General features: G+C 38.5%; 24 protein-coding genes and 4 pseudogenes. 24 read left to right on the top strand and 4 right to left on the bottom strand.

Features of this window, described 5'->3' with window-relative positions; translation table 11 throughout:
• Positions 1–60: 60 nt before the first annotated feature.
• From BRLA_RS11015 to BRLA_RS11035, 7 genes and pseudogenes are all read left to right on the top strand, one after another.
• Positions 61–507, top strand: a pseudogene (locus BRLA_RS11015) (RHS repeat-associated core domain-containing protein); the annotation flags it as partial.
• Between the two features lie 18 nt (positions 508–525).
• On the top strand, positions 526–1,083 hold the full coding sequence (locus tag BRLA_RS11020) for a hypothetical protein (RefSeq protein ID WP_003337459.1): 558 nt from the start codon (positions 526–528) through the stop codon (positions 1,081–1,083).
• A 279-nt stretch (positions 1,084–1,362) separates the two neighbouring features.
• Complete coding sequence (locus BRLA_RS23680; protein ID WP_003337461.1) at positions 1,363–1,503, top strand: hypothetical protein; 141 nt, start codon at positions 1,363–1,365, stop codon at positions 1,501–1,503.
• 7 nt (positions 1,504–1,510) lie between these two features.
• The gene (locus tag BRLA_RS11025) at positions 1,511–2,128 is read left to right on the top strand and encodes a hypothetical protein (RefSeq protein WP_147400934.1); all 618 of its coding nucleotides are present in this window, start codon (positions 1,511–1,513) and stop codon (positions 2,126–2,128) included.
• Positions 2,129–2,142: 14 nt separating this feature from the next.
• Positions 2,143–2,463 (top strand): hypothetical protein, encoded by a 321-nt coding sequence (locus BRLA_RS11030; RefSeq protein WP_003337463.1) that lies wholly within the window; start codon positions 2,143–2,145, stop codon positions 2,461–2,463.
• A gap of 88 nt (positions 2,464–2,551) precedes the next feature.
• On the top strand, positions 2,552–2,722 hold the full coding sequence (locus BRLA_RS23965) for a hypothetical protein (protein ID WP_003337465.1): 171 nt from the start codon (positions 2,552–2,554) through the stop codon (positions 2,720–2,722).
• 87 nt (positions 2,723–2,809) lie between these two features.
• Positions 2,810–3,010 carry a hypothetical protein gene (locus BRLA_RS11035; RefSeq protein ID WP_003337466.1) on the top strand — a complete coding sequence of 67 codons (201 nt, stop codon included), beginning with the start codon at positions 2,810–2,812 and terminating at the stop codon, positions 3,008–3,010.
• A gap of 528 nt (positions 3,011–3,538) precedes the next feature.
• Here the strand turns inward: BRLA_RS11035 and BRLA_RS24610 are convergent.
• Positions 3,539–3,864, bottom strand: a pseudogene (locus BRLA_RS24610) (IS3 family transposase); the annotation flags it as partial.
• A gap of 302 nt (positions 3,865–4,166) precedes the next feature.
• Here BRLA_RS24610 and BRLA_RS11045 point away from each other — a divergent pair.
• Positions 4,167–5,519 carry a glycosyltransferase family 2 protein gene (locus tag BRLA_RS11045; protein WP_003337469.1) on the top strand — a complete coding sequence of 451 codons (1,353 nt, stop codon included), beginning with the start codon at positions 4,167–4,169 and terminating at the stop codon, positions 5,517–5,519.
• Between the two features lie 161 nt (positions 5,520–5,680).
• Positions 5,681–5,890, top strand: a complete 210-nt coding sequence (locus tag BRLA_RS11050) for a hypothetical protein (protein ID WP_238547464.1) — start codon at positions 5,681–5,683, stop codon at positions 5,888–5,890.
• A 12-nt stretch (positions 5,891–5,902) separates the two neighbouring features.
• On the opposite strand, the pseudogene BRLA_RS11055 reads toward BRLA_RS11050, so the two are convergent.
• Positions 5,903–6,043, bottom strand: a pseudogene (locus tag BRLA_RS11055) (helix-turn-helix domain-containing protein); the annotation flags it as partial.
• 1,289 nt (positions 6,044–7,332) lie between these two features.
• Between BRLA_RS11055 and BRLA_RS11060 the strand changes: the two are divergent.
• The 11 genes and pseudogenes from BRLA_RS11060 (at position 7,333) to BRLA_RS11100 (ending at position 16,824) form a co-directional block, all read left to right on the top strand.
• Positions 7,333–7,785, top strand: a complete 453-nt coding sequence (locus BRLA_RS11060) for a nucleoside deaminase (protein WP_003337473.1) — start codon at positions 7,333–7,335, stop codon at positions 7,783–7,785.
• Between the two features lie 224 nt (positions 7,786–8,009).
• Positions 8,010–8,402, top strand: a complete 393-nt coding sequence (locus BRLA_RS23170) for a LysR family transcriptional regulator substrate-binding protein (protein ID WP_238547468.1) — start codon at positions 8,010–8,012, stop codon at positions 8,400–8,402.
• Positions 8,392–9,894, top strand: coding sequence for a HAMP domain-containing sensor histidine kinase (locus tag BRLA_RS11065; RefSeq protein ID WP_003337475.1), 1,503 nt, complete (start codon positions 8,392–8,394; stop codon positions 9,892–9,894). Before BRLA_RS23170 ends, BRLA_RS11065 begins: the two co-directional genes overlap by 11 nt.
• Positions 9,869–10,564, top strand: a complete 696-nt coding sequence (locus tag BRLA_RS11070; RefSeq protein WP_003337477.1) for a response regulator transcription factor — start codon at positions 9,869–9,871, stop codon at positions 10,562–10,564. The genes BRLA_RS11065 and BRLA_RS11070 overlap by 26 nt, the downstream gene beginning before the upstream one ends.
• Positions 10,565–10,696: 132 nt before the next feature.
• Entirely contained in the window at positions 10,697–12,178 is a 1,482-nt protein-coding gene (locus BRLA_RS11075) for an S-layer homology domain-containing protein (RefSeq protein ID WP_003337478.1), read from the top strand.
• A 110-nt stretch (positions 12,179–12,288) separates the two neighbouring features.
• Positions 12,289–12,948 carry an ankyrin repeat domain-containing protein gene (locus tag BRLA_RS11080; RefSeq protein WP_003337479.1) on the top strand — a complete coding sequence of 220 codons (660 nt, stop codon included), beginning with the start codon at positions 12,289–12,291 and terminating at the stop codon, positions 12,946–12,948.
• Positions 12,949–13,214: 266 nt separating this feature from the next.
• Positions 13,215–13,442: pseudogene (locus BRLA_RS23685) on the top strand (helix-turn-helix domain-containing protein); the annotation flags it as partial.
• A gap of 591 nt (positions 13,443–14,033) precedes the next feature.
• Positions 14,034–14,414, top strand: a complete 381-nt coding sequence (locus BRLA_RS11085; RefSeq protein WP_003337482.1) for a GntR family transcriptional regulator — start codon at positions 14,034–14,036, stop codon at positions 14,412–14,414.
• The gene (locus BRLA_RS11090; RefSeq protein ID WP_003337483.1) at positions 14,411–15,109 is read left to right on the top strand and encodes an ABC transporter ATP-binding protein; all 699 of its coding nucleotides are present in this window, start codon (positions 14,411–14,413) and stop codon (positions 15,107–15,109) included. The genes BRLA_RS11085 and BRLA_RS11090 overlap by 4 nt, the downstream gene beginning before the upstream one ends.
• Positions 15,106–15,774 (top strand): hypothetical protein, encoded by a 669-nt coding sequence (locus BRLA_RS11095; protein WP_003337484.1) that lies wholly within the window; start codon positions 15,106–15,108, stop codon positions 15,772–15,774. Before BRLA_RS11090 ends, BRLA_RS11095 begins: the two co-directional genes overlap by 4 nt.
• A gap of 285 nt (positions 15,775–16,059) precedes the next feature.
• Positions 16,060–16,824, top strand: a complete 765-nt coding sequence (locus BRLA_RS11100; protein ID WP_003337485.1) for a CPBP family intramembrane glutamic endopeptidase — start codon at positions 16,060–16,062, stop codon at positions 16,822–16,824.
• A 474-nt stretch (positions 16,825–17,298) separates the two neighbouring features.
• Here BRLA_RS11100 and BRLA_RS23695 read toward each other — a convergent pair whose 3' ends face one another.
• Together BRLA_RS23695 and BRLA_RS23700 are read right to left on the bottom strand one after the other, a co-directional pair.
• Complete coding sequence (locus tag BRLA_RS23695) at positions 17,299–17,742, bottom strand: DDE-type integrase/transposase/recombinase (protein WP_119912715.1); 444 nt, start codon at positions 17,740–17,742, stop codon at positions 17,299–17,301.
• 24 nt (positions 17,743–17,766) lie between these two features.
• Positions 17,767–18,033 carry an IS3 family transposase gene (locus BRLA_RS23700; protein ID WP_148305480.1) on the bottom strand — a complete coding sequence of 89 codons (267 nt, stop codon included), beginning with the start codon at positions 18,031–18,033 and terminating at the stop codon, positions 17,767–17,769.
• A gap of 466 nt (positions 18,034–18,499) precedes the next feature.
• Here BRLA_RS23700 and BRLA_RS24615 point away from each other — a divergent pair, with 466 nt between their 5' ends.
• From BRLA_RS24615 to BRLA_RS11125, 4 genes are all read left to right on the top strand, one after another.
• Positions 18,500–18,712, top strand: a complete 213-nt coding sequence (locus BRLA_RS24615; RefSeq protein ID WP_003337490.1) for a hypothetical protein — start codon at positions 18,500–18,502, stop codon at positions 18,710–18,712.
• A 12-nt stretch (positions 18,713–18,724) separates the two neighbouring features.
• Positions 18,725–19,408 carry a response regulator transcription factor gene (locus BRLA_RS11115; protein WP_003337491.1) on the top strand — a complete coding sequence of 228 codons (684 nt, stop codon included), beginning with the start codon at positions 18,725–18,727 and terminating at the stop codon, positions 19,406–19,408.
• Positions 19,409–20,410, top strand: a complete 1,002-nt coding sequence (locus tag BRLA_RS11120) for a sensor histidine kinase (protein ID WP_041752117.1) — start codon at positions 19,409–19,411, stop codon at positions 20,408–20,410.
• 101 nt (positions 20,411–20,511) lie between these two features.
• Positions 20,512–21,450, top strand: coding sequence for a VanZ family protein (locus BRLA_RS11125; RefSeq protein WP_003337493.1), 939 nt, complete (start codon positions 20,512–20,514; stop codon positions 21,448–21,450).
• Positions 21,451–21,465: the final 15 nt, after the last annotated feature.

Here is a 21,465-nt window from a genome sequence, read left to right on the forward strand (position 1 = left end):
TTTACCCCAACGAGTAATCTCGTTTGGGGTTTCTTTTTGCTTTGAAACCGCCATTCAAAAGATGAAGAATCGGGCTTGATTTATCTGCGAGCAAGGTATTATGGGTATTATGATCCAAATGATGGAAGGTTTATAACAGAGGATACGTATAAGGTGCAAGTGGATAATCCACTGTCGTTGAATCGGTATACGTATGTGCATAACAATCCTGTGAGTAATGTTGATCTTACTGGGAATTGGTACGAATCTAAGGATGGAAAATGGGCACACCCAAATACGACTAAACATATGGTTGATTACCTGACTAAAAACCCTCAAGTGAAAGAACTCAGCCCGAAGAGTAAACAGATGATAGAACAGGCAATGTTGACTAGTTTTAGGACGGCTGTGGAGAAGGCTGTACCAAACCTTAAATCTGGAAAAAATTTTATGAATATAGGACAGTGGGAAATTGGAATAAATGTCTCTGAGACTGAGGTCGTGATTTATCACGCCTTATTCAAATAATTGGGGAGGTATGTATATATGAAGTTACGTTATTCGTCTGTCACTGATAGTATTACTTCTACTTCTCGCAGTATTGAATATATGGGAGATAAGTTCGTACTCGTAACTATTACTATAGATGCCCCTACACCTGAAAAGTCATATTTCTTTAAAGGGGGCTTTCAGTGGAGGCTGTATGATAAAGCAGAACCTTTAATAGCTTCATTGGATATAAGAGATGATATAGATGTTAGCAATGGGATTTTTACAGAAATTAGATTTTTTATTAGTGAACCCTTTATTCAAAAATCTGTTAGGATGCTCAACCAAGAAAAAATACAAGGTGTACCTATATTAGGGTTAGACTGTAAAGAAACTAATGATGGATATTATCATGAGCAAATGGGAAATTACACCTTCTATCTTATTGATAACTTTTTATATTGTTTATTTGGTGATATTGAGGTGGCAACAGTGATACAAATAAATGAGGAGTTTGGTTGTTTACTTGACTGTCAGAAGGAACTTTCAGGTTTTTTTATTAGCAACCTTAGCGATCAAGAGATAAAAGTGTTTCATAATGCTAACTTAGTGTAATCTCATATTAATTGCCCCAACTAGTAATCACAGTTGGGGTTTCTTTTTTCCTATAGAAAAAGCTAGATAAAAGAACAACCTCCAAGCCCGGAACATCTGGGGGAATGAGCTTCTCTACCGGGATGATGTAAAGGATGAAAAACAAGGCTATTACTATACAAATGCCCATGGGACAATCGTAGAAATAAAGGATAAAGCCGGGCAGACCCTAATAAATATGAGTACGACCTATGGGGAAATGTAAAGAGAAACAGGAAACGATGTCCAATCCGTTCTTGTATGTATGATGAAGAATCGGGCTTGATTGATCTGCGTGTCAGGTATTATGATCCAAATGATGGAAGGTTTATTACAGAAGATACGTATAGGAGGCAAGTGGATAATCCGCTTAGTTTGAAATCGGTATACGTATGTGCATAACAATCCTGTGAGCAATGTTGATCCTACTGGGAATTGGTGTGAATCTAAGGATGGAAAGTGGGCACATCCTGGCGGATGTAGTAGTAAATCTAGCAAAAAGTCTCATGATAATGATCATAGTGGTGACTTTATCATTGAAAACGGTAAAGTTATTGGGGCTTTCAAATATGATGATGGTAGTGGGGCCAGAGAATTAGAAGGATTTGAAGATCCATTTACTTACATTACAGGTGTTGGTGGGCTACTAAAAGGGGCAATCAAGGCTGGAGCTAAAAAAGCTTCACAAGAAGCTACTGCTACTTTTATCAAAATGGATTTGCAGTTTTTTTCTAAGAATATAGGACAGGGTTGGATTAAACATGAGGTTTATAATGAGGTAAGGAATAGATTTGGTAAAGAAGGTATAGGGGTATTTCTTAAGGCAATGCAAAAGGGAATTGTTGGCCCTGAAAGTATGAGCGGCATTAAAAGACTATCGGGTAATGGGATAAAATTTGGTAAGAAAACATATCAATACCAAATTAAAGTTTTAGATAAGAGATATGGTGATTGGAGAGTTTATGGTAACTATGATAAAAAATCTGGTCATATCATATTCGATTACTTTGATAAAGGTAAGCATTAGAAGGGGGTGACATAATGGATATAAAAGCACTTAAAGAGTGGGTTCTAACAAATAACCTAGAAGATCGTGCTATAAAAGGCTTCTGGAATACATTTAGTAATTACAAAGAAGAAAATTTTGATGCATTTGAAAAAGATTATAAGAACTATGAAAGTAAGCATATATCATTGTTTGTAGATACAGTTTCTCTTACCATTACAAATTGGCCTGATGAAGACTACAATCATGTTGTTATTTCCGTGCGGTTTCAGTATAAGGGGAAAGCATCGGGCATATACAAAATGGTCTTTAAATTAACAGGAGAGGTAGAAGACGACTACTTAACTATTTACTAGATTTATCTGTTTTCCACTCCAAACGAGCAAACAACTCGTCTGGGGTTCTTTTTGTTCGAATTTCGTACTGAGGATAATACGTATCCAGATGACGGTTATTGAAGCGAGAGAATTAGAAGGATTTGAATATCCATTTACTTACATCACAGGTGTTGGTGGCCTGCTAAAAGGTGCTGTAAAAACAGGAGCCAAAAAGGCTACACAAGAAGTTACCAACTTATTAAGATGGATTTACAATTTTTTTCAAAGGAACAAGTAAATATACTGAGCCTTGGATTCAAAAAAATGCTTATAAAGCTATTACAGACAAATTTGAAAAAAAAAGGCTTGTAAATTTGCAGAAGCAATGAAAAAAGGTTTGGTAGGTCCAAAGGGACAAGAAGGAATAAAACCACTTAAAGGATCTCTTAAAAAAAATGGAGTAATATATACACATGAAATAAAGGTTCTTGACAAACAACTGGGAGACTATCGAATTTATGGACGCTTCGATAAAGAACGTTCACAATTTATCTTTGATTGGTTTGATAAAGGATTGCATAATTAAAATTTTAATTTGGGAGTGATAGTATTTGACTTTTGATGAATTAAGAGAATGGTCTATACAACATAATGTTGAAAAAAGGACAAAAGAAGGGTTTTTAGATGTTATTACGAACTAGGAAATGATTCTCCTAATAGGATTGATGAATATTTTGGAGACAAATTCAATCCTGAATATCTGGAAATCAATATTTATAAAGTTGCTTTTACAATTGCAAATTGGCCAGTCGTTAAGTTGCAACAAGCAGGCGTTACGAATAAGAAGATATTTTATTTAATTCACATCCTTCGTCTTCAGGCATCATAGGATTTATTATTGAGTCTGTGATATTACTGCTGTTAAGGGAAGATATTGGTGCTGAAGTGTATTACGAGAATGTGATGAGACTCTTTATTTGGATATGATTATCTGATGGTTATCCATACACACAATCTATCGAACCCATAATTCCTAATATTGAAAAGATGGGGATGTTGTGGAACTCCAAAAAGACCTTTTGGGTGGTACACTCTACTTGGCGGGATTTTCCCATTGAACTACTACTTCTGGTGACACCTCCTTTCCCACTCCTTGTACTTTTTTTAAACATCAAGTTGTTGTTTTAAGAGCCTATTTTCTTGTTTCAATTTCTCCAACTCTGATGTAAATTCCACCCCTTTCTCATACGTGTACTGTTTACCTACAGACTGCTCAAAACGATGTGTCTCGCCATTTCTATACCATCGCATTTATGTTTTAAGTTGTGTTTTGTTTTTAATACAAAACTGATCCATCACTTCTTTCACGGGGATACCAGCCAATCTCATCTCAACAGCCTTCATCTTAATTTCCATAGGGTAACTCACTCTCGTTGCCAAATCAAAACACCTCCAGGCTACTTCCATATCGTAAGATGTGGAAGTAACCTGGAGGTGTTTTGATTTGTCTCACGTTATGGGGTCAGTCCCCTAAGAGTAGCTAAGGTAGAGAACGATCTTTTTTTATGCACTTCGTGCAACAAGACAATCAAATACTGCTTAAGGTTAACTAATAAATTGGATTTCTCGACAACCTGCTATTAAATTGTTAAATTTCCAAAATATACATTTTTACTTTCAATTGTATGTATAGTATTTTTTATAGGTATTTGCATCTTATATCTAAAAGAGGGGATAATCTCATGAAACCTGAATTGAATCCCATTAACCCCCATACAGGACATACCTATAAGAAAACGTATATCCCAGTAATAACAAAATTCTGGATCAGTCACGCAGCTGCTTTGCTTTGGATGTGCTTTTCTATTTACTTGGCGCTTCCATGGTTAGAAGACCTTGCGCATATTGTATCCTTTCCTTTAGCTTTATTAATTATCGGAGGTATATCATACATTCCTGGCTATATGAATGCCTTTTTAGTAATAAGTTTAATTCTTGATCGTCAGCCTGCTTTCAAAAATGAATTTCCTCATGATGAGATTATCGTTCTTATAGCTGCCTATAACGAAGAGAGACAAATCTATCAAACTTTGCAATATATAAATAAACAAGATTATCACGGGAAAATTAAGGTATTTGTTATTAATAATTGTTCTACAGATCAAACAGTTCACGAAGTCATAAAAGCAAAAAAAGAATTAGGTATTGAAATTACATTACTTCATGAAGAAATGCCGGGAAAATTCCATGCCTTGAACCATGCTCTAAAATTTGTTGAAACTCCTTATGTCATTACGATCGATGCAGATACACTGCTTCCTAAATCCTCTATACGTTATCTTGTAGCACGTATGAAATCTAGCCCAGAAAATGTTTGTGCTGTTGCTGGCTCGGTTCTGACCAAAAACAGCAGAGAAAACTTTTGGACAAAAATTCAAGAATGGGATTACTTTTTGGGTATTGCGTCTATTAAAAGACTTCAAGGCCTATATCAAGGAACTTTAGTTGCTCAAGGAGCCTTTAGTATATATAAAACACAATGTGTAAAAGAAGTCGGTGGTTGGCCAGATGCTATAGGTGAAGATATTGTTTTAACATGGCGTTTACTTGAGAAAAAGTGGAAAGTTTATTTTGAGCCATTGGCAGTTTCATTTACTGAAGTACCTAGTTCCCTTAAGCACTTTGTCAGACAGAGAGCAAGATGGGCAAGAGGTATGATAGAAGGTTTAAATGAAATAAAGCCATGGAACCAGCCTCAAGTATTTGTTAAATACTTAACTGGAATTAATTTAATCATGCCGTATTTAGATCTTACTTATACACTATTTTGGCTTCCTGGGCTGATATTGACTTTTTTCGGTTATTACTGGATTGTTGGCCCAATGACACTTCTTGTTTTACCTTTAACCCTAATCAGTTATAGTATTCTTTATTTTTATCAAAGAAATTTTGTATTTAAACCTTTAAATCTTAGAATTAGAAAAAACTTTATAGGCTTTATTTTCTTTATTCTTGGCTATCAAATGATTATGTCACCTATCTCTGTGTATGGTTATATACAAGAATTTCTTAAATTTAAAAGAAACTGGAAGTAAGAGAGTTATCGAAGAATAAACGATTAGCTTAGGGTGTATTAGTTCAGCAAGCTAAAGTAGCAGTCAAATATTTGTATTCCCGTCTACATAAAATTTTAATGGAACGTAACGAGTTTCTGGATAGTAATTTGTTCAAATCTATCTTATCAGCATGTAAACGTATGACTGATTTAAATTACACCAAGCAAGATGCAATAAAAATCTCTGCTAAAAAATTTAAGGTAACTCAAAAAGAAATTAAAAAATATGTAGATTTACTTGGTATAGAAAGTAAGCGGTATATTGAATCTAAGAAAACTTTTTTAACAAAAGACAACGCCAACTTTGGCCACAGAGAGCAGGAAGTAACACAAGATATAAATGTGTCGTAACTAAGTGCGATGTTATTGTTTATTGTATTCCTCTGAAAGTCCATACCTTTTCATTTTGTTATAGAGTGTGCCGCGTGACATTCCTAATAGTTGTGCGGCTGCTTTTTTATTTCCATTTGTGCGCTCTAATGGCTGCAATATTTTTGTTTTTTCCACATTGCCTTCTCTTCCGTACCGGGCTGGCACATATTCATTGGAAGAACAAATTGTTATGATACGTTGAAAAAGCTGGATGATGCGTCCACTATTAAATGATGGGGTGTTTGTGCTAATAAATCTTCAATTTAGTTTTTGATATATGAAAAACAAAACATTATTCTAACCAACCAACATGTTATTAACTATTTGATAATTTGTTTACCCCTTTGAATTTTAATATTGCTGAGACTACATATAGGAAACAACATAAAGCAAACCAGATACCAGTACTTGAAAACATATAGTAGATGCTTAATGGTAGTGACCAGACGAATGAAATAATGATTATTGGTGGAGAAACGAATGACGATACTAATCGAAAAATAGCAGGAAATAGTATAAAGAACAAAAATACTAAGAATAGCGCTTTAATTGTTTCATCACGAATTATTGATACATACCATAAATAAATGCTCATTACTGAAGCAATAAAACCACATAAAAAACCGAAAAATAAATAAGGATTTCTTTTCATATTACTCATCTCTTATACAGTTCTCGGTATATGTTTACCGAACGTGCGTACGTATATTCTAAATTTGGCAAATATTGAAATTTATTAATTTAGATTATATAATCGATTCTGTCCATATAAATAGTTTGAAAAGGAGAGTATTTTAACAAAAAAAACTCAAAGATTACCTATAGGGGTTATGCTAATTAATATAATGATGATTTTGGTCTTAAGAACTAGAGAACGCATGTAAATCATGAACTTAAGATGATAGCTTTGCCTTTCGGTGACGGTGATGGAGGATTTATTATTCATGGGATTATGATGCTAGTGGAGATTCTAGTGCATTGGTAAGCTTCACTTTAACCACTAGCATGGATTGATATCTAAAATTATTTCCAATGATTTATTCATTACTTTCAAAATAGTGAATTTTATCTATTGCCATTCCTATTATAAATGAGTTACATAAATACCCCTACCATTAATTTAATTAACGGCAGGGGTATTTGTATCCTTGTTTCTATAGGTACCATGTTCTATGTAAAAAAGGTACAGAATAACAGAAAGTAAAATTGACAATTGATCGTATTAAGTAATTATGAGGATTTTGAAACTTACAAGTATGCTTATAAAATGGCAGAAATCCTTCTAGGAAAAAGCTTGCAAGAGTAAAGGGTAAAGAATAGATAGCATTGAATGAATTTGTTTTTTTCAGCAGGTTGATTGTGTTGTTTGTCTTGTACACTTTATTCGTTAGAGTAAACAAATGAGATGGAGGTATAAAACAATGGATTTTTTGAAATTGGCTGCTGAAGCGGCGATCGAAGGTATGGATAATCAAGCGGGAGGGCCGTTTGGCGCAACCATTGTTAGAGGAGATGAAGTTATTGCCGCTGTAGCCAACACAATGATCAGGGATACGGATCCTACTGCACATGCGGAAATGGTAGCAATCAGAGAAGCTTGTAAAAAATTAAGCACAATGGACTTGTCTGATTGCGTAATTTATGCAACATGCGAACCATGCCCGATGTGTGTAGGGGCAATCATTTGGTCTGGCATAAAAAAAGTGTACTATTGCAACACCGCAGAAGACGCGGATAAGCACGGTTTTTCCGATATACATCTTCGTAAATATTTGACAGGAGAGGATAAGAGCATTCTGAACATGGTCAAGGTCGAGAAAAGAGAAGATTGCGATTATTTATTTGAGCATTTCCACAACCTGAACAAAAAATAGTTCATGTGGAGAAACAGATCCGGACCGTCCCTCTATTGTCAAACCCCAAGAAGCTGAACCTTTGTAAAATGGAAGCGACGAGCAGGAGGATGAGCTTTATATGCTACTGGACCGCCTAGTGACCATCCCATAATGCAAGGAGGAGTATGTGTTGACAGTGTCTAAGGAGGCATCCGCTGGCTAACCGGACCTGCATTGATCTGGATGAACTGAGAGACCTTCCCATAGTCCTGTATCCCGAAGGTTTTCTGGGGCGTGATATCGTTGAAGAGATTGTCTGTCAATGTGGATGTAAGCTCCATTCCGTTCTTGAAACCAGCTCAGTAACTTCTTCGATTATGAATCTGATGAAAGCCAATATTGGTGCAACCGTACAGCCACATTCGTTAATACGGCAAATTTGTGATCCGGTTTTGCACACGATACGCATCAAGGATGGCGCGCTCAGCCGCAGCTTGTCAATTATTTACCACTCCGACCGTTATCTGAGCCGAGCAGCCAAAGCATTTATTGAACAAATACAAGAGAGTACTTTCAAAGCTAGTCCAGGAGTTATAGTCAAAAAACGATGGTATTTTCTATTCCCCTATTCGAACGAGGTGAGCTATGTCCATTAGAGTCAAACTATTGCTGTCTTATACAGGTATGCTTATCATTAGCCTTTCGGTCTTTTTCTTGACTGCCAGTCTGGTCACGATCGCAGCGACAGGTGACATTAACAGTATTCGGGATCTCTATAAAGTCCATTACCAGCTTAATCCGCTGACTGAACAAGAGGAATCGATCTTTCTCGAATTAAAATATCTCGCCAAAAACGAACCAGATCAATTGCAAAATGAAGAGCTTTTGCTGGACTACGATTTCAAGCTTAAAACCGTGAGGGCAGGTCTCTTTGTCCGCCGGGAAAACCATCAGGTATTTGCGTCGCGAACCTTTAACCAGCCTGCATTGGAGGAGAATCTCCCTTCCTATGATCTGGACAACAATCAGATTCGCAATACCTTTAACATTGGCGAAAGATTTTATGCCTACGCTAAATACGACTTCCGCTTTTCGAATGGCGCCAAAGGTGGCGTCTTCGTTATACGCGAGCGAAGCCCTTTTGGTGAAGTGATACGCAGGCTGTTACCCATCCTCATTCTGATTCTCATCGGCGTCGTCGTGGTTGCGAATATGTTGTTATACCGCTGGATTACCAGAAGCGTCGTCAAACCCCTTAATTTACTTCGGACCTCAGCTGATCACATCAAAGAGGGTAATCTCCAATTTTCACTTGATCTGCGTTCAAAGGACGAAATCGGTCAATTGAACGCGGCGTTTGAAAATATGCGAAAGAGACTGCTTGAATCGGTTCAGCTTCGATTGAAAGACGAGGAGAATCGGAAAGAACTAATCTCCAACATCTCCCATGATTTGCGAACGCCTATTACTAATATAAAAGGCTATATCGAAGGAATTCGAGATGGGGTCGCAGATACTCCTGAGAAAATGAACAAGTACGTGAACATCATTTATTCCAAAGCCGTTGATTTGGATAAACTCGTAGACGAACTATTTCTCTACTCCAAGCTTGATTTAAAGCAAGTATCGTTCTTCTTTGAGCATGTTGATATTGTTGGTTTTTTGGATGAGTGTATTGATGAACTGTATTATGAATTGGAGGAAAAAGGAATCCTGCTTGAGTGGGGGAATCGTCCAGATCATAGCATTCAAGTAATTGCCGATGTAGAGAAATTAAAACGTATAGTACTTAATATTATTGGTAATGCTCAGAATTTTATGGACAAAGAACAAAAAATGATTCTCGTCTCCGTACAAGTTTCCCCAGTATGGGTCACCATTGAGATACGCGATAATGGGAAAGGTATCCCATCTGAAGCCATACCCCATGTTTTCGAACGATTTTATCGTGTAGAGCAATCCCGCAATTCTTCAACAGGCGGAAGCGGACTGGGACTTGCCATTGCGAATCAAATCATAGAAGGACACGGAGGCTCCATCTGGGTAAGCAGCGAGCTAGGCATCGGCACGAGCCTGTTCTTTACCCTGAAACGAATAACGAACCAAGGAGGTATCCAAGCCTATGACGACACGAATCCTCATCATTGAAGATGAAACTACGATCGCTGAGCTGCAGCGGGATTATTTTGAACTAAATGGTTTTCTCGTTGATTTATGTTATTCAGGCAATGAGGGTTTACTGCTTGCACTTCAGGGGAATTACAATCTTATTATTGTGGACTTGCAGCTTCCTGTGATGAACGGCTTTGAATTATGCAATCAAATCAGACAAAGCAAGGAAGTGCCGATTCTGATTGTCTCTGCGAAAAAAGAAGAGATTGATAAAATTCGGGCCTTTAATCTTGGCGCCGACGATTACATTACCAAACCATTCAGCCCTAGTGAGCTAGTGGCGAGAGCCAGGGCTCATCTAGCGAGATATGAACGGCTATTGGGCAAACAGGAGACCGATCATAAGTCCAAAATTCATATTCGCGGTCTGGTCATTGATAAAGCTGCCCACAGAGTCTACGTACGAAATCAAGAAGTAATATTTACAACCCGTGAATTTAACCTGCTTGAGTTTTTTGCAAGCCATCCCAATCGTGTCTTTAGCAAAAATGAGTTATTTGAACGAATATGGGGCATGGATTCCAGTGGGGATATTGCAACCGTTACCGTACATGTTCGCAAGTTGAGGGAAAAGATAGAAGTCGATCCTTCCAACCCGCAGTATATCGAAACGGTCTGGGGTGCCGGATACCGATTTTCCGTGTGATCGTTTTTATAATTTGTTAAGAAAGATTTTAGAATCGGTTTATCCGGTGTTTCTTTGGGGTTTATATCCCTCCTTTATCATACAGTTATGACGAACTACTACCATGCCTAATATCTGAAGGAGGAGTTACCGATGATTAAATATTCTAATAAACTGGCTGTCATGATGCTGATATCGGCCTTGGGAACGGCATCCGTTCCATTTACGGCTCTGCATGTAGAAGCTGCATCAACGAGTCTCTCATCACAGGAAATTCAACAAGCAGTCAATAATCTCGCTGAGCTTCGCGTGATGCATGGCTACGAAAAAGGCTCCATACGGATTGAGAACCAAATCACTCGCGCCGAACTGGCGAAAATGGTCGTCCTCGTGTTTGGTCTCCAAGGGAAAGGGGGCAATTTACCTAGCTTCACGGATGTAAATCAGGATGATTTGTACTACAAGTATGCCGCTGAACTGGTAGCACAAGAAATCATGCAGGCGGAAGAAGGACGCTTTAATCCATATGGAACTGTGACACATGCGGAGTTAGTACAAATCGTGTCCAAAGCGTTGAAACGTGATATGAAATCTGTGAATTACTGGATGGAGCGTTTTTATCGAGCCGATAACAATGCCACTCGCGGCGAGACAGCGTACTTGCTGAATATCGCTCGTCAGGCGATTCCTTCGGCAAATGCGAAAATTACGAGCGTTCGTCCGTTGAATACCATTACCTTGATTGTGACTTTTGACGCTCCTTTGACAGCCGAGAATGAAGTCTTTGCCAAGACAAAAGAAGACTTTGTATTTAACGATGGATTGACATTGAATAATATGCCGCGGTTAAAAACGGGTTCGATTGCTACGTATATCGTACCAACAACCGTACAAAAACTAGGCACAACGTATACCCTGACCTACAGAGGCAAAAAAGTGAGTACATTTATAGGAAACGCAACGAAACTTGACATGACGGAAGCTAGACAGGTTTCGAACGATACTTTCGAATTGGAAGCTCTCAAGGCTAATGGAGTTGTAGACTACGGATATGTTATCAGCGCATACAGCGGTGGCCGCGGAGCGAGTGCATTCGTCCTGGATGAGGACAACAGAGCGGATGGAAGAACCTATCAGATCATCTCCTCCGGTCAAGGTAGAGAAGTCATGATTACACCGGAAGGCGATCAACCGATCGTAGCTAAATACGTCCCGTTCACCCAATCAATGGATGGTAAGCAAGAACCAAAATTCCGTTTGCCGGAAGGTCAGGTGCTGACACCCGGAGTTAAGTATACCGTTACCTCGAATTGGACGGAAATCGCCAATCCGACATTCGTAGCCGAGAATATCCCACCGCTAAATATTGTCAAAGCGGAGGCAATCAGTGAAACATCTATAGCCATTACTTTGGCGGAGGACCCGGGAGATGAGCTATTCTCCGGCCGCAGTGTGGAATTGACCGATGGAGAGGGTAATAAACTGACCGGTACTTATAAATATTCCAGTCGCAAGGGTGCAGTGGGCGTGTTCGATCTTGTGCAGGACAGCAAACTGACTAAAGGAGTAACTTATACCGTTACACCCATTGGTGACTGGGCCGACCAGTCCAAGGTTGAGCTGACGGTCAAATAACAAATCTGTAGATGAAGCTTTAGAAATCAAAGGAAAGGTGTGGGTTCGCTTTGCTACGCGGAATTAGTCTTTTGATCTTGGCTATCACTCTTTCGGGGAGCGAGATAAATATGGACTCTTTGTTATCAAGCGGAAAGCGGCAAACAACCCAAGTGGTGAACGAAGAAATGGACAAGTTGAATCGCGCTCTGTTGAAAGCTGCAAATCAGGGAGACAAGGAAGCCATTTCGAAACTTCTGACGGATGGCGCTGATATTGACGCTACGGATGAAAGAGGCCGAACCTCTGTTATGATTGCCGTACACACGAACCAATTAGAGCTGTTTACGTTTCTAATCGAGAAGGGGGCCGATATTAACATCAGGGACAATCAACTTGACAATCCTTTACTCTATGCAGGAGCGGAAGGTAAGTTGGATTTTTTGAAAGCAGCCATTGCAGCAGGCGCTGACACGACGATTACCAACCGTTATGGAGGTACCGCCCTTATTCCAGCGGCTGATCGCGGGCATGTTGAGATTGTTCGAGAGCTGCTCACGAACTCCGATGTAGATGTGAATCACGTCAACAATCTGGGCTGGACCGTTCTGCTGGAAGCCATTATTCTTGGAGATGGCGGCAAAAATCATCAGGAGATCGTAAATCTGCTGATTGAGTACGGAGCCGATGTAAATCTGGCTGACAGAAGTGGAGTAACACCTTTGCAGCATGCCAAAAAACACGGCTATCAGGAAATGGTTGACGTTTTGACGAGCGCTGGTGGGAAATAATCACTCAAAAAGGATACAGCCCTGATGATTTCAGTGTGGTTCTATCCTTTTTTGCTAGCATCGCCGATCTTGAATCGAAACGTGAATCTTGTTTGCAGTGATGCTTGATGAAAAGTAATGTCTAATAATCTTTTTTGTTTTCTTTGGAGATATCATTGTGTAGGGCATAGCCCAATGAGTAAGTGGGGGATAAATGTCGGTAGGCGTTAGCTTACTCCGTTGGTATAATCATAGGTTAGTAATACTAAAAAGCTGAGGTGAGAACAGTGATTGTAAACAAGGCGTATAAGTTTCGTATCTATCCGAATAAAGAACAAGAAATTTTAATCGCTAAAACAATCGGTTGTTCTCGCTTTGTTTTCAATCATTTTTTTGCGCAATGAAACAGCACATACAAGAGAACGGGTAAAGGATTAACATACATTACGTGCTCTGCCGATCTGACTCAATTGAAAAAAGAATTCGTATGGCTAAAAGAAGTGGACAGCATTTCCACAATTGGAACAAGCAGCGTGTGAAGGTGGATACTTTTTTAATTTCCCTTCTGCTGCACCTCCTACGGCTGAAAGAAGAGCTTTGGTTACTTTAAGGGGTGCACTTCATTCTAAGATGGGTGTATATTTCTTGATGTTCCTATGATCGTTTCGAATGAGCGAACCTTTCTCATTGATTCTACGTGTACGCTAAACCTACAAAGAAGAATTACAACGGTCAATGGACTTCAATCACCGCTCATAACACAAATGGGAGTCTATTGCGATCATTTCAAACTAATCTTAAATGGTACAAGAGACAAGCCTAAGGGTAATCACAGGAGCCGCAGAATAAGTAATATTTCTTTGATGAAAAAGGAATATATAATGATAATAAAAGAACAAACGTCCGAATTTAGGTTCGGACGTTTGTTTACGTAATGCTTATATTCGGAATCAAACCTAGGGTTAACCTTTAAATAAGGAACTTGGTTGATTACACTAATTCACTAAATATATCATCTTCTATTTATAGTTTTTAAAATAACTATTTACACACAATCAGTATTAGTGTATTATTCATCTAGTACACTGATACTGAGGAGGAAAGAAATGAAAACTGAGTTTTCTCCTAATATCCCGATTTATATTCAGGTAATGGAGTGTATCAAAAAGGAAATTGTAACAGGATGTTTAGCCCCGGGGGATAAAATTCCTGCCGTACGTGAATTAGCGGCTGAATTACAAGTAAATCCAAATACAATTCAACGTACATTTCAGGAGTTAGAACGAGAAGGTATTGCTGAGACACGCAGAGGAACAGGGAGATTTGTAACAACTAATGAAGAAAAAATTACAGAGCTACGTAAAGAAATGGCAAAAGAGTTGCTCGATAATTTTATAAATGGAATGAACAACTTAGGATTTACGGAAGAAGAAATTCTCTCAATACTCCTGTCCTCTTTGGAAAAGAAAAGGGAGGAAAACGAATGAAAGAGTTATTAAAAATTGAAAATCTATGGAAAAGATACGATTTAAAAACAGTGATTCAAGATGTAAGCGTAACAATATCAGAAGGAAAAATTATCGGTCTTGTTGGTAATAATGGCAGTGGAAAAACGACATTTTTAAAAATGATTTCTGGTTTACGCTTCCCTTCTAAAGGAAGTATTACCATTGAAGGTAAGAAGGTGGGCTTAGTAACGAAAGAAATCGTTTCATTTATGCCTGATAGTCCTGTTTTTGAAAAGTGGATGACAGTAAAAGATGCTATGTTTTTCTATCGAGATTTTTATACTGATTTTGATTTACAACAAGCAATGGATTTAATATCCGAGTTTAAGATACCGCTAGAAGAGAACATAATCACCTTATCAAAAGGGACAACAGGAATATTACAGCTTATATTAACTTTCTCAAGGAAAGCAAAGTTATATGTATTAGACGAACCATTAGGTGGAATTGATCTTATTTCTAGAAAGCATGTATTAGATTTAATTCTTAACTTTTATCGTGAAAATAGTACCATTCTTATTTCAACTCATTTAATAGAGGAAATTGAAAATATATTTGATGAGGTGATCTTTTTGAAAGACGGCACTATTGTATTGCATGAAAATGTAGAAGAAATTCGTTTTCACCATGGAAAAGCAGTACATGAGTTATTTAAGGAGGTTTTTGAGAAGTGAATCCACTTTTTCGCTATTTATTTAAGTGTAATAGAAAAAAGATAGTCGTCCTTTATTTTGGATTTATTACTATTTCTTTACTTCTGTCATTTTTAAAAGTAAAAGATACAACATTACTATGTATAGCTGCATTTTCTATTCTTTTAATAGCACTGTCGTCTTTCAATAAAACGATTAACAATTCTATGATTCGCTATACAGATATCTCAGCTCAAAGAAATATATATGCAAATTTATTTTTCTTCACATCTATGTTTATTTTTTTGTTAGTAATAGGTCTAATTTTTTTAAATTATGACCATGGAATCTTCCAACATGTACTCGCTGTTTTTTTATGGGGAACTGATTTCATGAGTATATTAGTCACTTGTTATTTCATCATAGTAATTACAAAACTGATTCCTATAAAGTCATCAATGAGTAAAATAATTTTATTCATCATTTTCTTTGCTATATTTTTAATAATCCAAAAATATGTAATAGATGTTTTAAGTAATGTAATTACTATAAGGAGTACTGGGTTTATAGATGAAAATGGATTTATTGATGCATCATTGTATCCTAGTGAAGGATTCACTATTTCAGGTTTATGTTTTAATTGCTTGTTCATAATTATCCTAGCAGCTATTACAGGTCGTATCATCGATAAAAAATTAGAAATATAAAGCTTTCACTTTAAAAGTAGAATGTATGTAGGAGGAAAAATGATAACATCTAATCCAATGCTAAAAAAAGACAATTTTCATAGAGGGGTGTTTTTGCCCATCCCCAGAAAAGGAGGAATAAGAACCTTATAAGGCTCACCTCGTTCAGTCAGGGTAACCCTCACAACCCTAGAGTGTATTTTTACAGTATTATGTTCTCAAAATTGCAATAGTCATACTGGCAGTTGGAAAAATATTGGCATTCATATATTATAATGCGTGCAAAAAAATGTAAGGAGTAAGAATATGAATAATTTTTTAAAATGGGAGCCCAAAGAATCTGATATTCCCTTTTATAATGGCACACCAGTTGAATTGACACAAAAAAATTGGTTGTTGATGTTTGGAGCATTAATCTTCAGTTTTTTATTTTTAACAATAATCATCCTATTTGTTGAAAATGAACAATTGGCAGAATGGTTGCAAGTTATTTTATTTCCACTGGTTTTATTTTGTGGATGGAGAATGGCAGCAGGGCGCCAGGCATATGCTCTTTTTAGAAAGATAACTTTGAGAGATTTAGGAATGGTACTAGTTTTTCTACCTGTATCTGTAATTGGTTCCGGACTTTTAGCAGTTGTCGTAAAGCTATTCTTTCCAGTGAGTGATCATCCGGCAATTACGGCAAGTGCTGATGAAGCTAGAACAGCAGTTTCAGCAGCAGTCTCAGAATTATTGATTAATAACGGTGTTCACAATTTATTACAGTTGTTTGGGGAAGAACTTCTTGCGATTTTACCCTTTATTGCTGTAATGCAATTTTTCTATAAAAAAACAAAATTTAGTCGTAAGAAGGCCATGCTCGTTGCCTTGCTATTATCATCTATTTTATTTGGATTATTACATCTCTCAACGTATGAGTGGAATTTAGTTCAAGTAATTGTTGTTATTGGGTTCGTACGTATTATTCATACTCTTGCGTATATTGTAACGCGAAATTTGTGGGTATCGTTTATTCTTCACTTCTTGCACGATATGATTGGATTCTTATTGGTATTTTTGGTTGTATAATATGCACTGTATACTATGAAAATAAACGTTAATAAGGTAAAGAGAATAAATTAAAAATACCTTGATGGAACCCGCTGAGTTACGGTTTTCGTCACCACTTGACTTGGGATCAGGAGTTGGCAAGAGCTTAAGTCAGAAATATGATAAAATGAAGGGATTGTTTCATCTTTGAATAGTTTTTTTTATGAAGAAAGTGAGACAAGCCCATATACCCGTTATTTTCTGTTCAACATTCTTTCTTGGATTACATTTCAAAAAATTGGGGTTATTGAAAAATACAAAAAGCATTTTAACGAACAAATAGAAACTGGGAGAAGTATCAGGTAGTAGAATGCTATAGTAATTCATATCTGAGGATATCTTTTGAAAAAATAAAACACTCTCATTTCCGTAGTGAACTGACTTCATAAAAAACGACCCTGCTGTAAGATGGTCAAGCCCCCGTTTTGTAGACAGTAAGAAAAGCCCCGGTCGTTAGGCCGCTAACTGACGCCTAAATTCGCTAGGCGTCAGTTTATTTAGCTTCAGTTGAAGACGTTCTTCGTTATAAAAATAAATGTAATTTTCAATTCTCCTTTGATCACCTTGAAGATCTCGTATATCATAGGGATATAGGGCTTCGGTTTTCAAATGAGAAAAGAAGCTTTCAATCGAGGCATTGTCTAGGCAATTGCCCTGTCGGGAAATGCTGATTTGGGCGCCAACCGTAGGAAGCATGTTGTGGTATGCATGGGACGTGTACTGGGAACCTTGGTCGCTGTGAACGATCAAACCAGTCACGTCTTTTTGCATTTCAAATGCTTTCCTAAAAGTTTCTAGTACAAGCGCATTGTCATTTCGAGTACTGATATGATGAGCGATGATCTCATACGTACATAAATCTTTGATTGCGGAAAGGTAGATAGGTTCCTCACCAATTCGATATTAGGTAACGTCAGTCAGTTACCCATTTTTGATTAGGCTCTTGAGCGGTAAAATCACGCTTGAGTAAATTATCTGCAACACGTCCATCCGAACCTTTGCTTGATAGGTAGTCATATAGACACGTTTACGGCGAATGATGGATTTAAGTCCCAGATTTTGCATGATGCGTAATACTTTCTTATGATTAACTCTACAACCAAATTGGCGTAACAGTTCAGCCTGAATTCGGCGATATCCGTATATCCCTTTCCTTTGTTCATAGATCGTTCTGATCCGTTTTTTCATTGATTTATCCCTATTTAAGTTTCTAGTAGAGAAGTACTTGTAATAGCCACTTCTCGAAACCCCTAACAACTTACAAACATCAGTAATCGGATATATTGTAGACAAGCTCTCCACAATTCGATACTTCTTCCTTACACCCCCCGCATCCAAATTTCCAAACACTATTTTAGGATTTCATTCTGTAAACGAATGGCTTCCATTTTCAATGATTCTGGATAACTTTTAAATTTTTGTCCTTTAACCGCCATGAAAAATACATCCCCTAAAGTTCATCGGATAACCTCAGGGCTTTTTCCAATGTCTACTTTAAGGGGTGCACCTCAAAACCCTACATGGAGCCGCTGGGCGGTCTTTCAGTATTCCGATTGTGGGAAAGTGGCTGGTATTAACGGTAATGTGGACATGAACTGTATGGAAAAAGACTTTTGGACTGGAATTTTGAAGGTGGGAAACAACTGTGGATAGAATGTTAGCAAATGAACTCATTTTGGTATTGAAAACACAATGGAAGGTTAGTGACGCAATGGGGATGAAGGAGCAAGCGAAATACCTTGGGGAGCTTACCGATCGGGGAAGGGTTGCAAGTGGGCAGGAGCCACAGAATAAAACGGTGAAACCTGTTGAGAAAATCTGTTATAATATCGAAACTAAGATGAGGAGTGAATTTACTCTAACGTAAGGATGATCTGCATTGAAAATTTTATTAGTCGAAGATGATAAGACGATCGCGTCGGGACTGGAATATTCGCTGCAGCAGGATGGTTATTCAACCGTTCTCTGCCATGATTTCGCTTCAGCCAAAAAGGTGCTCGCCGAAGACATCGATCAGTTCGCTTTATGCCTGTTCGATTTACAACTTCCGGACGGAAGCGGTTATGAATTGTGCAAGATGGTGAAAGAGCGACGAGACATTCCGGTCATCTTCTTAACGGTGATCGACGATGAGGTTAACGTCGTGATGGGGCTCGACATGGGAGCCGACGATTACATTACCAAACCTTTTCGAGTTCGTGAGCTTCTCTCCCGGATCAAGTCCGTCTTGCGGAGATACCAGAAGCCGTCCCATGCCAGAGCGATCATCGACATCGACAATGTTCGAATCAATACGCTGGAAGGCAAAGTGCATAAAAACGGCGCCGAAATTCCGCTGACCGCCTTAGAATATCGCTTATTGCTGATCTTCGGCAACCACGTTGGACAGGTCCTCACAAGGAATCAGCTCTTAGAGCAAATCTGGGACGTGGCCGGCGAATTCGTGAACGACAATACATTAACGGTGTATATCAAAAGGCTGAGGGAAAAGTTGGAGGATGATCCAGGACATCCGACTTTGATCAAAACGGTACGCGGTTTAGGCTATAAGGTTGGTGATTAGATGCTGCGGAATCGGGAATTTCAAATGTTATTGCTCGTCATGGGTTCGATCAGCATAACGGCGACCGCCGTTTCTGCTTTCTTTTCATCCGTCGCAGCGATATTCGTTTTCATTGTATCCATGCTGCTTATTGGTACGAGTTTGTTATTCACGAGATGGAGATATCGCGAGCTAGCGAAGCTGTCCGAGTATTTGAGGGAAATAAGCAACGGTAATGATTCCCTCGACGTTCGCGATAACCAAGAAGGCGAGCTAAGTATTTTAAAGAATGATATTTACAAAGTGACGCTCATGCTATCGGAACACCGGTCGCTCTTGCAGCGCGACAAAATTCAACTGACGGATGCCATATCTGATATTTCGCATCAGCTCAAAACACCGCTCACCTCCATGACGGTGATGGCGGATTTGTTAAGTGCCCCTGACCTGCCTCCGGCTAAAAGAACGGAATTCACCAATCATATTCGCATCCAGCTTGAACGCATCGACTGGCTTGTTTCTTCTTTATTAAAGCTATCGAAAATGGACGCGAAGACCATCCAATTCAAAAAAGATCGAATCCCCATGAAAAGCCTGATCCAAAAGGCATTAGAGCCGGTTATGATTCCGATGGATATTAAGGGACAGACGTTTTCCATCGCGGGCGATGACAACGTCTCTTTTGTCGGAGATTTCAATTGGACTGCTGAGGCGGTCATCAATATTTTGAAGAACGGCGTGGAGCATACGCCTGAAGGCGGAGCGATCGACATCGCATTTTCCGAAAACGCGCTATTTACGGAAATCGTCATTGCTGACAACGGAAAAGGCATTCCGAAAGTAGATTTGCCTTATATTTTCAAACGTTTTTACAAAGGAAAGAACGCTAGCGATGGGAGCATTGGTATAGGGCTTGCGATGGCTCACAGCATCATTGCCAGCCAGAACGGCGTGATCGATGTGACGAGCGACAGCGAGAATGGTACGCAGTTTCGGATTAAATTTTATAAGCACGTGATTTAACGGCACTCCGTAAGTGACTGAATTGTCACCTCCATTGTCACTGGAAAGTCATTTTAGACAGATAAAATGATATTCATCAGATGAACGATGGAGGTAAGACAATGCATTTGAAGCAACAGCGTAAGATTATTTTTGCAATTACTATATTCTATACCCTTTTGATTCTTTATTTTTTGTTTTTCGCTTTCGGCAGAGTAGGTAAGGTAGATCAAATCACCAAGTACACCTTTATTTTTTTACCGGACAGTTTTTTTAGGCTGCCAGGTCTATCCGATCTTCTACACCCTACGCTGATGGATTTAATAGATTTCGGGAACATCGCAGCCTTCATCCCTTTTGGTATATTGATTCCATTGTTATATCGAACCAACTTTGTAAGCTTGATGACTTTGTTTATCCTGTCCATTCTCGTGCTGGAGACTATTCAGGCACTAACATTCCTCGGCAGCTTTGACATTAACGACGTCATACCAAACTCATTGGGTGCGGCAGTCGGATTCGGGGCGTACAAACTTGGCTTTCGTACAAAAAACAACTGGAGAAATATTGCTACTACGGGTATTTCCAGTGTTGTCTTGATGCTTGGGGTGTGTGGGGTCTTCGGGATGCTTGACCAAGCGTTCACCAAAGAAATGGGCCCCTTTGTGGCGATAAACGAATTGAAGGATAGTACCGGGAATCCATCAACGGGAACCAAACAGTCCAGTCTTAAGATTGGCGGTCAAGACGTGGAACCCAAATATAATGTGTATAGCATCGAAGGTAAAAACAAGGAAACGTACACGTATACGTTAGGCAATAAGAAGGAGTTGTATCTTTTCTTGAATTATGGAATTCCCGATCAAAAGGATTTCCAGGGCAGCATCAAGCTTACCGTTGATGGACATGAGTTCCTGTCCGTATCTGCAGAAGATCAACGCCATGAACCGGATACGAGCTTAATTTTTCTCCCACAAGCAAATGAGCTTACGATAACCATTGAGGGGAATGAAACCCTATGGGATGTTGGATTTAAAGAGATGGTATATACCTGGAATTGAGCATTTAGGGAAGGA

Source organism: Brevibacillus laterosporus LMG 15441 (assembly GCF_000219535.2).
Classification (GTDB): Bacteria; Bacillota; Bacilli; order Brevibacillales; family Brevibacillaceae; genus Brevibacillus_B; species Brevibacillus_B halotolerans.

Bases quoted from the DNA above. Each gene is read 5' to 3' on its own strand.
- BRLA_RS11020 (WP_003337459.1), top strand. From the start codon at position 526: ATGAAGTTACGTTATTCGTCTGTCACTGATAGTATTACTTCTACTTCT.
- BRLA_RS23680 (WP_003337461.1), top strand. From the start codon at position 1,363: ATGTATGATGAAGAATCGGGCTTGATTGATCTGCGTGTCAGGTATTAT.
- BRLA_RS11030 (WP_003337463.1), top strand. From the start codon at position 2,143: ATGGATATAAAAGCACTTAAAGAGTGGGTTCTAACAAATAACCTAGAA.
- BRLA_RS23965 (WP_003337465.1), top strand. From the start codon at position 2,552: ATGACGGTTATTGAAGCGAGAGAATTAGAAGGATTTGAATATCCATTT.
- BRLA_RS11035 (WP_003337466.1), top strand. From the start codon at position 2,810: ATGAAAAAAGGTTTGGTAGGTCCAAAGGGACAAGAAGGAATAAAACCA.
- BRLA_RS11045 (WP_003337469.1), top strand. From the start codon at position 4,167: ATGAAACCTGAATTGAATCCCATTAACCCCCATACAGGACATACCTAT.
- BRLA_RS11050 (WP_238547464.1), top strand. From the start codon at position 5,681: ATGACTGATTTAAATTACACCAAGCAAGATGCAATAAAAATCTCTGCT.
- BRLA_RS11060 (WP_003337473.1), top strand. From the start codon at position 7,333: ATGGATTTTTTGAAATTGGCTGCTGAAGCGGCGATCGAAGGTATGGAT.
- BRLA_RS11065 (WP_003337475.1), top strand. From the start codon at position 8,392: ATGTCCATTAGAGTCAAACTATTGCTGTCTTATACAGGTATGCTTATC.
- BRLA_RS11070 (WP_003337477.1), top strand. From the start codon at position 9,869: ATGACGACACGAATCCTCATCATTGAAGATGAAACTACGATCGCTGAG.
- BRLA_RS11075 (WP_003337478.1), top strand. From the start codon at position 10,697: ATGATTAAATATTCTAATAAACTGGCTGTCATGATGCTGATATCGGCC.
- BRLA_RS11080 (WP_003337479.1), top strand. From the start codon at position 12,289: ATGGACTCTTTGTTATCAAGCGGAAAGCGGCAAACAACCCAAGTGGTG.
- BRLA_RS11085 (WP_003337482.1), top strand. From the start codon at position 14,034: ATGAAAACTGAGTTTTCTCCTAATATCCCGATTTATATTCAGGTAATG.
- BRLA_RS11090 (WP_003337483.1), top strand. From the start codon at position 14,411: ATGAAAGAGTTATTAAAAATTGAAAATCTATGGAAAAGATACGATTTA.
- BRLA_RS11100 (WP_003337485.1), top strand. From the start codon at position 16,060: ATGAATAATTTTTTAAAATGGGAGCCCAAAGAATCTGATATTCCCTTT.
- BRLA_RS23700 (WP_148305480.1), bottom strand. From the start codon at position 18,033: ATGAAAAAACGGATCAGAACGATCTATGAACAAAGGAAAGGGATATAC.
- BRLA_RS24615 (WP_003337490.1), top strand. From the start codon at position 18,500: ATGTTAGCAAATGAACTCATTTTGGTATTGAAAACACAATGGAAGGTT.
- BRLA_RS11120 (WP_041752117.1), top strand. From the start codon at position 19,409: ATGCTGCGGAATCGGGAATTTCAAATGTTATTGCTCGTCATGGGTTCG.
- BRLA_RS11125 (WP_003337493.1), top strand. From the start codon at position 20,512: ATGCATTTGAAGCAACAGCGTAAGATTATTTTTGCAATTACTATATTC.